The organism is Micromonospora sp. DT63, from assembly GCF_049841615.1.
Classification (GTDB): Bacteria; Actinomycetota; Actinomycetes; order Mycobacteriales; family Micromonosporaceae; genus Micromonospora.
This window is the reverse complement of sequence record NZ_JBNCKQ010000001.1, coordinates 822889-835733: the sequence shown is the minus strand read 5'-3', so window position 1 is coordinate 835733 and position 12845 is coordinate 822889. Positions and strand designations below refer to the sequence as shown.

Below are 12845 nucleotides of genomic sequence, written 5' to 3'. Positions count from 1 at the left end.
GGCTTGCCGTCCTAGCGTCGGCGGTATGCCGACTGAGATCGACGTGGTGCTGCCCTGCCTGGACGAGGCGGCCGCCCTGCCCGGCGTGCTCACCGCGCTGCCGCCCGGCTACCGGGCCATCGTGGTGGACAACGGCTCGCGCGACGGCTCGCCCGAGGTGGCCGCCCGGCACGGCGCCCGGGTGGTGCACGAGCCCCGGCGCGGCTACGGCGCGGCGGTGCACGCCGGCCTGGAGGCCGCCGATGCCGAGGTGGTGTGCGTCCTCGACGCCGACGGGTCGTTCGACCCCACCGAGCTGCCGGCCCTGGTGGCGCCGGTGCTGGCGGGCACCGCCGACCTCAGCGTGGGCCGGCGACGCCCGGTCGGGGCCGGGGTGTGGCCGTGGCACGCCCGCGCCGGTACGGCGCTGGTCGCCGCGCTGCTGCGCCGTCGGGGCGTACCGCTGCGGGACCTCAGCCCGATCCGGGTGGCCCGCCGCGAGGCGCTGCTCGACCTCGGCGTCACCGACCGGGCCTTCGGCTACCCCCTCGAACTGCTGATCCGGGCCGCCGCCGCCGGCTGGCGGATCCACGAGCTGGACGTCACCTACGCGCCCCGGGCCGTCGGCACCCGCTCCAAGGTGTCCGGTTCGGTGCGGGGCACCCTGCGAGCGACCCGTGACTTCGCCGGCGTGCTGCGCACCGTGGAGGGCCCCCGGTGACCGTTCTGCTGGTGGTCGCCAAGGCGCCCGTCGCGGGGGCGGTGAAGACGCGGCTCTGCCCGCCGGCCACCCCGGCGCAGGCGGCCCGGATCGCCGCCGCAGCGCTGCGCGACACCCTCGACGCCGTCCGCGCCACCCCCGGTGTCACGCCGGTGCTGGCCTGGACGGGCCGGCTGACCGAGGCGGAGGACGCCGACGCGTTGACCGCCGCGCTGGCCGGCTGGTCGGTCCTCGACCAGCGCGGCGTCGGCCTGGGCGAGCGGCTCGCCAACGCGTACGCCGAGGTCGCGGCGGCGTACCCGGGACGGCAGGTACTCCAGATCGGGATGGACACCCCGCAGGTGACGCCGACCGGGCTGGCCGCGGCGGTCGTGCGGCTGGGTGCCACCGACGCGGTGCTCGGCCGGGCGCGCGACGGCGGCTGGTGGTCGCTCGGGCTGCGCGATCCCCGGCACGCCCGGGTGTTGCGCGACGTGCCGATGTCGACGCCGGACACCGGCCACGACACGTGGGCGGCCCTGACCGCACGCGGCCTGCGTACCGCGCCGCTGCCGGTGCTGCGCGACGTCGACGAGTGGTCCGACGCCCTCGCGGTGGCCGTCGAGGCGCCCGAGGGCCGGTTCGCCCGACAGGTCGCGGCGGTCCGCTTCGCCCTGCTGCCGGGAGGTCGTCGGTGAACCCCGTCGACACCGCCCCGATCGAGACGACGTCGACGAGATCGCCGGCGCGGGGGCACGACGGGTCGGCGGCGGGCACGGTGGCGGATCCGTTCGCTGCCGCCCTCGCCGACCGTGCGGCCCGAGGACGGTGGCTGGTGCACGGCGACGGTGTCCGCAGCCGGCTACCGGTGGACCGCTGGCACGGACCGGCCGAGCCGGCGGTCGTCGGCTTGGTCGACCGGTGTGCCGGGCCGACCCTCGACCTCGGTTGCGGGCCCGGGCGGCTGACCGTGGCGCTGACCAGGGCCGGCCGGACGGCGGTCGGTGTGGACGTCTCCGCGACGGCGGTACGGCTGACGCGGGCCCGGGGCGCGGTGGCGGTGCACGGTGACCTGTTCGAACCGCTGCCCGGCGAGGGCCGGTGGGCACACGCGGTGCTGATCGACGGGAACGTCGGCATCGGCGGCGAGCCGGTGGCGCTGCTGCGCCGCTGCCGGGAACTGCTCGCTCCAGGCGGCACGGTGCTGGTCGAGCTGGAGCCGCCCGGCGCGGGGCTGTGGCAGGGCCTGGCCCGGGTGGCCGCCGAGCAGCGCGCCGGCCGGATGCTGCTCGGCCCGGCCTTCCGCTGGGCCCGGCTGGACGCGCGCGCCGTGCACCCGGTCGCCGACGCCGCCGGGCTGGCGGTGCGGGACGTGTTCCGGCGGGGGCGACGCTGGTTCGGTGAACTGGCAACGGGCCGCTGACGCCGCGGGCGTCAGGCCGCCGGGAGGCGGACCACGAATCGGCAGCCGCCGACGACGTTCTGCACGTCCACCCGGCCGCCGTGGGCCTCGACCAGCCCGCGCACGATCGCCAGCCCCAGCCCGCCGGAGCCCTCCCCACCGGAGCGCGGCGTACGGGCCGGCTCACCCCGGAACGCCACGTCGAACAGCCGGGGCAGGTCGTCCTCCGGAATGCCACCGCAGGTGTCGGCGATCGCCAGCCAGGCGGCGTCGCTCTCACACCCGGCGTCCACCCGCACCGTGCCGTCGCTCGGCGTGTAGTGCACCGCGTTGAGCAGCAGGTTGCCCACGACCCGGGCCAGCTCGGGCTCGCTGGCCAGCACCGTGGGCCAACCCGACTCGGCGGCCACCAGCCGGATGCGGCGGGCCTTTGCCAGCGGCGCGGTGCCGGCCAACGCGTCGGAGACCACCTCACCGAGCGGCACCGCCGACAGGGTCAGGCGCAGCGCCCCGGCGTTGATCCGGGACAGCTCGAACAGGTCGTCGACGAGGCGGGTCATCCGGTCGGTCTGCAGGCGGATCCGCCGGTGGTACTCGGCGACCGTCGCCGGGTCGTCGACCACCCGGTCCTCCAGCGCCTCGGCCATCGCCCGCAGGCCGGCCAGCGGCGTCCGCAGGTCGTGTGACACCCAGGCCACCAGGTCCCGGCGGCCCTTCTCGACCCGCCGTTCCCGCTCCCGGGCCTGGGCCGCCCAGACCGCGGCCACGGCCAGTCGACGCCCGAAGTACCAGCCCACGCCGAGGCTCACGACCGCCGCCGCGGCGACCGTGAGCAGCACCACCTGGAGGTCGTGCGGAGACAGGAACATCGCCTGGGCGACCACCACCACCCCGGCCACCACGGCGGCCACGGTGACGGTGAGCAGGACACAGACGTGCACGGTGATCGACCTGTGGCGCAGCATCCGCAGGGCTGCCGCGCCCAGCAGGCCCACGCCGAGCGCGGCCGTGAGCGCCGCCCCGAAGATCAGCGCCAGGTCACGCATCGGCCGGCTCGTACCGGTAGCCGACGCCCCAGACCGTGACGATCCGTCGGGGTTCGGCCGGGTCGTCCTCGATCTTCTCCCGCAGCCGCCGCACGTGCACGGTCACCGTGGACTGGTCGCCGAAGTTCCACCCCCACACCCGTTCCAGCAGCTCGGTGCGTTTGAACGCTCGCGTCGGGTGCCGCATCAGGTGTGCCAGCAGGTCGAACTCGCGCAGAGTCAGGGCCAGCTCGCGGCCGTGCAGCCGGGCGATCCGTGGCCCGGTGGCCACCTCCAGCCCCGCGTCGGCCAGCAGTTCGGCCGCCGGCGCGGCCGGCTCACCGGCGCGGCGCAGCACCGAACCGACCCGCAGCACCAGCTCCCGCGGCGAGAACGGCTTGCCCAGGTAGTCGTCGGCGCCCAGTTGCAGGCCGAGCACCCGGTCCGCCTCGTCGCCGCGCGCGGTCAACATGATGATGGGTACGCCGTCCGGCCGCTCCCGCAGCCGCCGGCACACCTGCAACCCGTCCAGCCCGGGGAGCATCAGGTCCAGCACGACCAGGTGCGGCGGCCGGTCCTGGACGGCCTCCAGAGCGGCCAGACCGTCCCCGACGTGGCTCACCTCGTACCCGGCGTGTTCCAGGTAGCGGCACACCACGTCGCTGACGGTGCGATCGTCGTCGACCACGAGCACCCGCTGCGCCACCGGCCACCTCCCGGGCCAGCCTAGCCAGCGGAGCCGACGGCCCCGAGCCGGGAGATCTTGCGGTTCGATTACGTCCCGGCCGCCCCACCACGGCCGATCTGTCGGTGCGACGCGGCGACCGCACCGACCGATCGGGCCGGCGGCATGGACTGCGTACGATGCGGGGCTGAGTTTCCCTCGTCGCGGCGGAGGTATCGGCAGATGGCAGGCCAGCACGAGGGCTACGCCCTCGGTGTCGACCTCGGTACGTCCAACACGGTCGCCGTGCTGCGGTGGCCGGACGGGCGGACCCGTCCGCTGCTGATGGACGGTCAGCCGGTCAGCCCGTCCGCCGTGTACGCCGACCCGGACGGCACCCTGCACGTCGGGATGGACGCCCGGCGGTTGGCGCAGGCCGACCCGGCCCGGTTCGAGGCGAACCCGAAGCGGCGGGTGGACGAGCCGACCGTGCAGCTCGGTGACCGCGCGTACGCGCCGGCGGAGCTGCTCGCCGCGGTGCTGACGGCTGTCGGTCGGGCCGCGGTGGACGCCGTCGGCTTCCTGCCTCCGGCCGTGCTCACCTGCCCCGCTGCCTGGGACGACACGCGCCGGCAGGTGCTGGCCGACGCGCTGCTGCGGGCGGGTTGGCCGCAGGCTGCCGAGCACACCCTCGCCGGGCCGACGCCGCCGGGCACCCGGCTGCTGCGCGAGCCGGTGGCCGCCGCCCGCTACTACACGCAGGTGCTGCACCGGCCGGTGCCGGTCGGCGGCGCGATCGCGGTGTTCGACTTCGGCGGCGGCACGCTCGACGTCGCGGTGCTGCGCAACGAGGGCGCCGACCCGTGGGGTGACTCCGGCTTCCGCGTGGTCGCCGACGGCGGCCTGCCCGACCTGGGTGGACTCGATCTGGACGCGGCGCTGGTGCGGCGGGTGGGCGAGCTGCTCGGCGAGCGGCACGCCCGACGGTGGGCCCGGCTGGTCCGGCCGTCGGATGCGGCGCAGCGCCGCGACCAGGTCCGGCTGTGGGACGAGGTGCGCGGTGCGAAGGAGACGCTGTCGCGTTCAGCAGTGGCCCCGGTCGCGGTGCCGGGGGTGGCCGAGGCGGTGCGGTTGACGCGGGAGGACGTCGAGCGGGTGGCCGCGCCGCTGCTGCACCGGGCGGTGCAGCGGGCCCGGGAGGTCATCGCCGCGGCCGGCCTGCGCCCCGACCAGCTCGCCGGGTTGTTCCTGGTGGGCGGCTCGTCGCGGATTCCGCTCGTCGCTCGGATGCTGCACGCCGAGCTGGGGGTGGCGCCGACGGTGCTGGACCAGCCGGAGCTGCCGGTGGCCGAGGGCGCGCTGACGGACCTGCCGCTGCGCCGAGCGCTGCCGGCGTACGCGGGACCGCAGGCAGCTGCGCCCGCGCTGCCCGTACCGTCATCGGCCGGCCCGCCCGCCCCGGCCGCGCCGGCCTTCGCGGGTCCGCCTGCGCCGGCTGCGGCGTCGAGCGCGCCGACCGTACCGTCGCAACCCGGGCCGGCGGCGGCCCGGCCGGGCGGCCCCGGCTGGCCGCCGGCGCTCGCGCCGACCGTGCCGGAGCCGCCGGGCGCCGGGGGCACGCTGGTCGGCGCGGCGAATGCCACGCCGACGCCCACCCCGCCCGGCGGTACGACCTGGCGGCGGGCCCGGTGGGTGGTGCTCGGGGCGGTGCTCGCCCTGGCCGGGGTGGCCACCGCGGCCACGCTCTACCTGCTGCGGGACCGCTACCCGGACCTGGAGTTCGGAACGCTGCGCGAGCTGTCGAGGGTGCCGGCCGGCGCCGAGCGGCCCGGCGGCATGTGGACAGCGGTGCTCGGCGACCGGGCCTACCTCGGGTACCCGCTGCCGGACGACCGGCTGGAGGTGATCGCCGTCGACACCGGCACCGGCGACGAGCTGTGGCGCCGGCAGACCGGTGTCACCGCCGACGACTGGGCCGGCCTGGTGGCCGTACCGGGGGCGGTCGCGGTCCTCGCCGACGCGCCGGGCGACAGCACGCCGCGTGAACTGGCCGTCCTGGACGCCCGCTCCGGCGCCCAGCGCTGGCACCGGGCGGTCCGCGGTGACGACGACGTCTACTTCTCCGACGACACCGCAGTGCTGGTGGACCGGGCCGCCGGGCGACTGGTCGGCCTGAAGCTGGGCGACGGCACCGACAAGTGGAACAGGCCCAACCCGCGTGACCAGTACGGCGGCGCGCGTACCGTCGTCCGGCCGGTGGGCACCGACGAGGCGGCGGGTGGGCCGGCGTACCTCGACGGCGGCGCCCGCGACCCGTGGACGGGCAAGGGGCGACGGCTCGTGCAGATCGGGGCGGACCGGTCGGCGCGGCTGCTCGACATGTCCTCCGGCTCGGTGCTGCGCGAGTGGGGCAACGTCGCCGACCTCGACGACCTGGTGGTGGCGCACGAGGACCGCCTGTACGTGGCCCCAACCGACGGCGGGTACCAGGTGCTGGCGTACGACCTGGGTTCCGACGCGGCGCCGGTGGTCCTCTACCGGGCCGGGAACGCGGAGTACCGGCCGAAGGCGCTGGTGGCCTGCGGCGAGCGGCGGGCCTGCCTGGTGCAGGTGCGCAACAGCGAGGCCGAGCGCACCGAGGTGGTCGCGGCGACCGAGGGGAAGCCGGCGATCTCCTGGTCGGCGCCGGGCGCGACAGGTCTGGTCCCGGTCGGCGAGCAGGTGCTGACCCAACGGGAGTACCCGAAGGCGACAGTCACCCTCTTCGACGCCGCCGGCAAGGCGGTGCTGACCGACCGACCCGGCGTGGCGGCCCGACTGGACGCCGGCAACCTGCTCGTCTTCGCCGAGCCGACCAGCACGGTGGCGGACAACCGCAGCGTGGCCGGCGTGTGGGCCGAGTCGGGCGACGTCGACGAGTTGGGCCAGCTCGTCGACGTGCGCAGCGCGTCCTGCTCGTGGAACACCCGGGTGATCGCGTGCGGGGCGGACAAGGACTTCGTGCTGTACCGGTTCACCGACGACTGACCGCCCGCGGGACGGCGGTCAGGCGCGGACGATGTCGGTGCCGTCGACCCGTACGGGGATCTCGGTGAGCCCCCGGCTGGCGGGCCCGCCCAGGCGGGAGCCGTCGCCGACCGCGAACGTGGAGTTGTGCGCCGGGCAGGTGATCACTCCGTCGCGCGGTGCGCCGACCCGTACGCCCTGGTGGGGGCAGGTCGCGTCGTACGCGGTGAAGGTGCCGGCCTCGGCCTGGACGACCAGGACCCCGTCGACGACAGTGCCGCCGCCGACCGGCACGTCGCCGGTGCGGGCCAGGACGGTGCCCGGGGCGGCAGCCGCCCGGTCGGCCGAGCTGTCGCCGGCACCGCAGGCGCTCAGCAGCCCCGCCGCGCCGAGTGCGCCGGCTCCGGTCAGCAGCGTCCGCCTGCTCAGGCACCAGCGCTTGTCGCGGAGGAACTCCTGTCCGTCGTACACCCTCGTCACCTCTCTCGTCGGCGGCCCGGACGCCCGGGCGGCGTCGCCGGTGGTCGGCGGCGGTGTGGCCGGGCGGGTCCGATGGTCGCGGGCCCAGCCTGCCGCACGCGCCTGAACGTGCGGTGGGACGAACCTGGATGGTGACTGGGTGCACAGCGGGCCGTCGACGACGGCCCTTAGGATGCTCCGGTGATTCTTCGGGGTACGGTCCGCGCCGATCGTCCGCTGGTGGTGCTCGCGGTGGGGGAGGAGGCCCGCTACCTGCCGCCCGACCTGCCGGTGCTGCTCACCGGCATGGGCAAGGTCAACGCCGCCAGCGCGGTCGCGGCGATGCTGGCCGCGGGCCCGCGTCCCAGCCTGCTGCTCAATCTGGGCACGGCCGGGGCGCTGCGCCAGGGGTGGGCGGGCATCCACGAGGTCGCCACCGTGCTGCAACACGACCTGGACACCGACCTGCTGCGCACGCTCACCGGCGAGACCTACGGGGCGCCGCTGGCCCTGGCCGCCGAGGGGGCGGTGCTGGCCACCGGCGACACGTTCGTGGCCGACGACGACGCGCGGGACCGGTTGGCCCAGCGTGCCGATTTGGTCGACATGGAGGGGTACGCGGTGGCCTGGGCCGCCGCCCAGGCCGGTGTGCCCTGCCGGCTGATCAAGCAGGTCAGCGACGAGGCGGGCGACGGCGCTGCCCGCACGTGGCGGGAGTCGGTGGACGCCTGCGCCCGGGACCTCGCCGACTGGGCCGGTCGGCACCTCGCCTGACCGACGAGGGTCGTCCGGCCCGGCGGGTCATCGTGGTCGGAGCCCGCGCGTGGTTTCCCGGTCGCCGGCACCGGGGATCAGGACGTGCCCGGCCAGCGCGAGGGCCACGATCGCGGTGACCAGCACCGGTGGCCAGCCGCCGGCCCAGGGCAGCAGCAACAGGGGCAGCAGTTGCGTCGCCACTCGCCGCCACGGCACGTGTGAGGACAGCAGGTAGGTGAACAGCGCGCGGCCGAGCACGAACACCAGCGGTCCGCCGATGATCAGCATCAGCCACCGTGCCGGGGTCGGTCCGGTCGGCCGGTCGACGACCAGGTCGAAGGAGGCCGCCGTGACGGCCACGCCGACCAGCAGCACCAGATGGGTGTACGGAGCGATCCGGGTGGACCTGCCGGGCACCGACGCGGCAGCGGTCTCGAGCAACTCGCCGGCTCGGAAGACGTAGATCTGCCAGAGCAGCAGCATGATGGCGAACGCGCAGAGCAGCGAGGTGACCCGGAGGCGGTCGAATTCGCTGCGACTGACCTCCAGGGTGGGCACCAGGATGATGTCGCCGAGGGCCAGGATGACGAACTGCTGGTACCGCTCGCCCAGGTGTGCCGTGGTCCGGTTGTACTGGTCGAGCGGCACCCGGCCGAGCCGCGGTGTGGGATAGCGCGCCGCCGCGGAGAGCAGGTCGATCGCGATCGCGATGATCCAGATCCACCACCGCGCGGTTTCCGCCAGCGCGCCGATGATCCAGAGGACACCGGACACCAGGAACCAGAACAGGAACCGGGTGGCGCGCGCCATGGCCGCGTGGTGCTGCTGCCGGTACAACGTGCTGACCAGGACGATGCCGCGTACCACGTGGGTGCCGACGTAGGCGAGCGCGAAGACCATCGCCTGCCCGGTGGTGATCATCGGCAGCGATGCCGCCATCCCCACCGAGCCGACCATGGCGATCATCAGGATGGCCTGGATGGGGCGCTGCTGCGGGTCGTAGAACTCGGTGGTGGTGGTGGTGACCGACCAGGTCCACCAGATGGCCGTCAGCATCAGCAACGCCGCGCCGCTGTGGGCCCAGGACTCCTGGTCGGCGAGGAGCTTCGAGGTCTGCGCGAGCGCGGCCACGAAGACCACGTCGAAGAGCAGTTCCAGCAGCGTGGCCCGGGTCGACCCGTCCAGCCGGCGTACCAGCGCCCCGGTGCCTCCGGTGGTCATGCCCGGCCTCCCGCCGTGTCTTCGAGGATTATCGGCGGCCTTGGCGCGGGTCGTCCCGGGATCGGCGATTCCCACCGGTCGGGGAAGAGGACGACCGGAGGTTGCCTCGGCGTCGGACGCCGGGCGATGCTTTACCGCATCCATCAATCTCGATCTCTTCGGAGGTTCGGATGCGCCGCTCCCCGTTGGTCGCCCTCGTCCTGACCGTCCTGCTGCTCGTCGCGCCCGGCGCGGCGCAGGCTGCCGTCCCCGACCGGGCCGCCGCGCCCGCCGCCGACCCGGCCGCCCTGCTGACCGGGGTACGCACCGCGGGCACCGCCTGGGGCCTCGACCCCGCAACCGGCCGGATGACAGTCACCGTCGACGACACCGTGGCCCCCGGCGAGCTGACCGTGCTGCGGGCGGTGGCCGACCGGGCCGGTGCGCTGCTGCGCCACGAGCCCGGAACGCTGCGTCCCCTGATCGCCGGTGGGCAGGGCATCTACGGCGGCGGCGCGCGCTGCTCGCTCGGCGCGAACGCGCGCAGCGGCAGCACCTACTACGTGATCACCGCCGGCCACTGCACCACCGCCGCCGCCACCTGGTACGCCGACAGCGCGCAGACCACGGTCCTCGGCACCCGTACCGCCACCAGCTATCCCGGCGACGACTACGGGCTGATCCGCTACACCGGCCGGATCGCCCACCCGAGCGCCGTCTACACCTATCCCGGGCTGCTCACCATCAACGGCCCCGGCACCGCGTACGTCGGTCAGGCGGTGTGCCGCAGCGGCGTCACGACCGGGGTCCGCTGCGGCAGCGTCACCGGCCTCAACCAGACCGTCAACTACGCCACCGGCGTGATCTACGGCCTGATCCGCACGAACATCTGCGCCGAGGCGGGGGACAGCGGCGGCCCGCTGTACGTGGCGTCCACCGGCACCATCCTCGGCATCCTCTCCGGGGGCAGCGGCAACTGCACCTCCGGCGGCACCACCTACTACCAGCCCATCGCCGAGGTGCTGGCCGCGTACGGGCTGACCCTGCCCTGACCTGCGTTGCGCTCAGCGCAACGGGTTGCTCGGCTGGCACAACGCGCCTAGGCTCGGCGGCGCCCCGGACCCTTCCCCGAGGACGTGTGCCGCCATGTCGAGCAAGCCCCGACCCGACCCCGCTGCCGCCCCGGCCGGCTCCCCGCCGGCCGAGGTCGTCACGGTGGGGGAGACCATGGTCGTGCTGTGCCCACCGCCGGGCGAGCCGCTGGAGCACGCCGGGCGGGTCGCCGTCTCGGTCGGCGGCGCGGAGTCCAACGTGGCCGGTTACCTGGCCCGCCTCGACCACCGGACGACCTGGGTGAGCCGCGTCGGCGACGACCCCTTCGGCCGAGCCGTCGTCCGACACGTCGCCGACGCCGGCGTCCGCGTCGACCTGGTGGGTGTGGACCCGGCCGCCCCGACCGGCCTCTACCTCAAGGATCCGGGCCCGACGAGCACCGCCGTGCACTACTACCGGGCGGGCTCGGCCGCGTCCCGGATGGACGCGAGCGCGCTGGCCGACCCACGGCTGGCCGGCGCGCGGGTGCTGCACCTGTCCGGGATCACCCCGGCGCTCTCCGCCTCCTCCCGGGCGCTGGTCGAGCACGCGGTGACCGACCGGCCGCTGCCGGGCGCGCTGGTCAGCTTCGACGTCAACCACCGGGCGCGGCTCTGGCCCGCCGAGCGGGCCGCGCCGGTGCTGCGTGACCTCGCCGACCGCAGCGACCTGGTCTTCGTCGGCCAGGACGAGGCGTACGCCCTCTGGGGCGCCGCCGACGCCGCCGCGGTACGCCGGCTGCTGCCCGGCCCACGGACGGTGGTCGTCAAGGACGGCGCGGTGTGCGCCACCGCCCTGTCCCGCGACGCCGCACCGGTGATCGTCGCGGCGCCCCGCGTGTCGGTGGTGGAACCGGTCGGCGCCGGAGACGCGTTCGCCGCCGGCTACCTGGCCGGGCTGCTGCGCCACCTCGACCCGGAGCGGCGCCTGCGCCTCGGCCACCTCGTCGCCGCGCAGGCGCTGGGCAGTGCCGGCGACAACGCGCCGTTGCCACAGTGGTCCTGGTTTCAGCGGCTGCTCGACGGCCCCTGGTCACCACCCGACCTGACCCGCGTGCCGGCGGAGGGCTGAGGTGTCCGAGGGCGTCGACCGGGCGATGCGCGTGCTCGAACTGCTGGCGCGCGAGCCCGCGCAGCTCGGTGGTGTGGCCGCCGACCTGGGCGTGCACAAGTCCACCGCGCTGCGACTGTTGCAGACCCTCGAGTCGGGCGGCTTCGCCCGCCGCACCGACGGCGGCTGGACTGTGGGCCTGCGACTGATCGACCTCGCGCAGCAGGCACTGGACTCCCTGGACGTACGCGCGGTGGCGCGTCCCCACCTGGCGGCGCTCGGCCGGGACTGCGGGCACACCATCCACCTGGCACAGCTGGTCGACGACGACCTCGTCTACGTGGACAAGATCGAGGCCCGTGGTCAGGTGCGGATGTACTCCCGGATCGGCCGCACCGCGCCCCTGCACGCCAGCGGGGTCGGCAAGGTGGTCCTCGCCTATCGCCCGCAGCTGACCCGGCTGGTCGAGGGCGCCGCGCTGCGGGTGTACACCCCGGCCACCATCTGCGACCCGGCCGCCCTGCGCGCGGAGCTGGCGGCCGTCGCCGAGCAGGGCTGGGCCGCCGACGACGGCGAGTTCGAGCCACTGATCACCTGTGTGGCCGCGCCGGTGCGCCAGGCCGACGGATCGGTCAGCGCGGCGGTGTCGGTGACCGCCCCGACGGTGGTGGCCACCCTCGCCGACCTGCGCCGCCTGCTACCCCGACTGCTGGCCACCACCCAGCAGATCTCCCGTGACCTCGGATGGAGTGGACCATGACCACAGCGGACTTCGCGCACATCTTCGGCGGTGCCCGGGTGATGGCGATCCTGCGCGGCCTGCCGGTCGCCGAGACCGTCCGGCTCGCCGAGCGCGCCTGGGACCTCGGCATCCTCGTGGTGGAGGTGCCGGTGGCCACCCCGGACGCGGTGCCCGCCCTGCGCGCCGCCGTCGAGGCGGGCGCGGCGCGGGGCCGGATCGTCGGCGCCGGCACCGTGCTCGACGCCGAGCAGGTCGCGGCGGCGGCCGACGCGGGCGCAGGCTTCACCGTCGCGCCCGGTCTGGACCTCACGGTCGCCGACGCCGCCGCCGCCCGGGGCCTGCCGCACCTGCCCGGCGTGGCCACCCCCACCGAGGCGCAGCAGGCGCTGCGGCACGGCCTGACCTGGCTCAAGGCGTTCCCCGCGATCTCCCTCGGGCCGGCCTGGTTCCGGGCCATGGCCGGCCCCCTGCCGCAGCTGCGCTTCGTCGCCACGGGCGGCCTGGACGCGGGCAACGCCGCCGCGTTCCTCGACGCGGGCGTACGCGTGGCAGCCGTCGGATCAGCCCTGGCAGACCCGACCCAGCTGGACCAACTGGCCAAACTGACCACCCACCACCCCTGACCCCCACCCCTCTCCCCGCGCCGATCTTGCACTTTCTGTCCCCACGAAAGCCGTGAATCGGGATAGATCGACGACAGTAAGTGCAAGATCGGCGGGGGAAGGCGCGGAGGGAGGGGCGCGGAGGGGGTGGCGGGGTTGCGTCATGGC

At 75.4% G+C, this 12845-nt stretch carries 13 protein-coding genes; 9 read left to right on the top strand and 4 right to left on the bottom strand.

What is annotated here, in order from left to right; translation table 11 throughout:
* The first annotated feature begins 25 nt into the window (after positions 1-25).
* From ACLQ27_RS03925 to ACLQ27_RS03915, 3 genes are read left to right on the top strand one after another with little or no spacing between them, the layout of a single operon-like run.
* Positions 26-700 (top strand): glycosyltransferase family 2 protein, encoded by a 675-nt coding sequence (locus tag ACLQ27_RS03925; RefSeq protein ID WP_234591555.1) that lies wholly within the window; start codon positions 26-28, stop codon positions 698-700.
* Positions 697-1377, top strand: a complete 681-nt coding sequence (locus ACLQ27_RS03920; RefSeq protein ID WP_357492127.1) for a TIGR04282 family arsenosugar biosynthesis glycosyltransferase — start codon at positions 697-699, stop codon at positions 1375-1377. Before ACLQ27_RS03925 ends, ACLQ27_RS03920 begins: the two co-directional genes overlap by 4 nt.
* Complete coding sequence (locus tag ACLQ27_RS03915) at positions 1374-2102, top strand: class I SAM-dependent methyltransferase (protein WP_425865611.1); 729 nt, start codon at positions 1374-1376, stop codon at positions 2100-2102. Before ACLQ27_RS03920 ends, ACLQ27_RS03915 begins: the two co-directional genes overlap by 4 nt.
* 11 nt (positions 2103-2113) lie before the next feature.
* Here ACLQ27_RS03915 and ACLQ27_RS03910 read toward each other — a convergent pair whose 3' ends face one another.
* Together ACLQ27_RS03910 and ACLQ27_RS03905 are read right to left on the bottom strand one after the other, a co-directional pair.
* Positions 2114-3127: a sensor histidine kinase gene (locus ACLQ27_RS03910; protein WP_357492125.1), complete on the bottom strand. Its 1014-nt coding sequence runs from the start codon at positions 3125-3127 to the stop codon at positions 2114-2116.
* Positions 3120-3812 (bottom strand): response regulator transcription factor, encoded by a 693-nt coding sequence (locus tag ACLQ27_RS03905; protein WP_007461060.1) that lies wholly within the window; start codon positions 3810-3812, stop codon positions 3120-3122. The genes ACLQ27_RS03910 and ACLQ27_RS03905 overlap by 8 nt, the downstream gene beginning before the upstream one ends.
* Positions 3813-4013: 201 nt before the next feature.
* On the opposite strand from ACLQ27_RS03905, the gene ACLQ27_RS03900 reads away from it, so the two are divergent.
* Positions 4014-6797 (top strand): Hsp70 family protein, encoded by a 2784-nt coding sequence (locus ACLQ27_RS03900; RefSeq protein ID WP_425865610.1) that lies wholly within the window; start codon positions 4014-4016, stop codon positions 6795-6797.
* Between the two features lie 18 nt (positions 6798-6815).
* Here the strand turns inward: ACLQ27_RS03900 and ACLQ27_RS03895 are convergent, their stop codons facing one another.
* The gene (locus ACLQ27_RS03895) at positions 6816-7247 is read right to left on the bottom strand and encodes a Rieske (2Fe-2S) protein (RefSeq protein WP_357497330.1); all 432 of its coding nucleotides are present in this window, start codon (positions 7245-7247) and stop codon (positions 6816-6818) included.
* Between the two features lie 189 nt (positions 7248-7436).
* Here ACLQ27_RS03895 and ACLQ27_RS03890 point away from each other — a divergent pair, with 189 nt between their 5' ends.
* On the top strand, positions 7437-8009 hold the full coding sequence (locus ACLQ27_RS03890; protein ID WP_357497328.1) for a nucleosidase: 573 nt from the start codon (positions 7437-7439) through the stop codon (positions 8007-8009).
* 27 nt (positions 8010-8036) lie between these two features.
* Here the strand turns inward: ACLQ27_RS03890 and ACLQ27_RS03885 are convergent, their stop codons facing one another.
* Positions 8037-9212, bottom strand: a complete 1176-nt coding sequence (locus ACLQ27_RS03885; RefSeq protein ID WP_357497326.1) for a low temperature requirement protein A — start codon at positions 9210-9212, stop codon at positions 8037-8039.
* A gap of 170 nt (positions 9213-9382) precedes the next feature.
* Here ACLQ27_RS03885 and ACLQ27_RS03880 point away from each other — a divergent pair, with 170 nt between their 5' ends.
* From ACLQ27_RS03880 to ACLQ27_RS03865, 4 genes are all read left to right on the top strand, one after another.
* Positions 9383-10243, top strand: coding sequence for a S1 family peptidase (locus ACLQ27_RS03880; RefSeq protein WP_357497324.1), 861 nt, complete (start codon positions 9383-9385; stop codon positions 10241-10243).
* A gap of 94 nt (positions 10244-10337) precedes the next feature.
* Positions 10338-11354 carry a sugar kinase gene (locus tag ACLQ27_RS03875; RefSeq protein WP_357497322.1) on the top strand — a complete coding sequence of 339 codons (1017 nt, stop codon included), beginning with the start codon at positions 10338-10340 and terminating at the stop codon, positions 11352-11354.
* Position 11355: 1 nt separating this feature from the next.
* The gene (locus tag ACLQ27_RS03870) at positions 11356-12093 is read left to right on the top strand and encodes an IclR family transcriptional regulator (RefSeq protein WP_357497320.1); all 738 of its coding nucleotides are present in this window, start codon (positions 11356-11358) and stop codon (positions 12091-12093) included.
* Positions 12090-12698 carry a bifunctional 4-hydroxy-2-oxoglutarate aldolase/2-dehydro-3-deoxy-phosphogluconate aldolase gene (locus ACLQ27_RS03865; protein WP_357497318.1) on the top strand — a complete coding sequence of 203 codons (609 nt, stop codon included), beginning with the start codon at positions 12090-12092 and terminating at the stop codon, positions 12696-12698. The genes ACLQ27_RS03870 and ACLQ27_RS03865 overlap by 4 nt, the downstream gene beginning before the upstream one ends.
* Positions 12699-12845 lie beyond the last annotated feature (147 nt).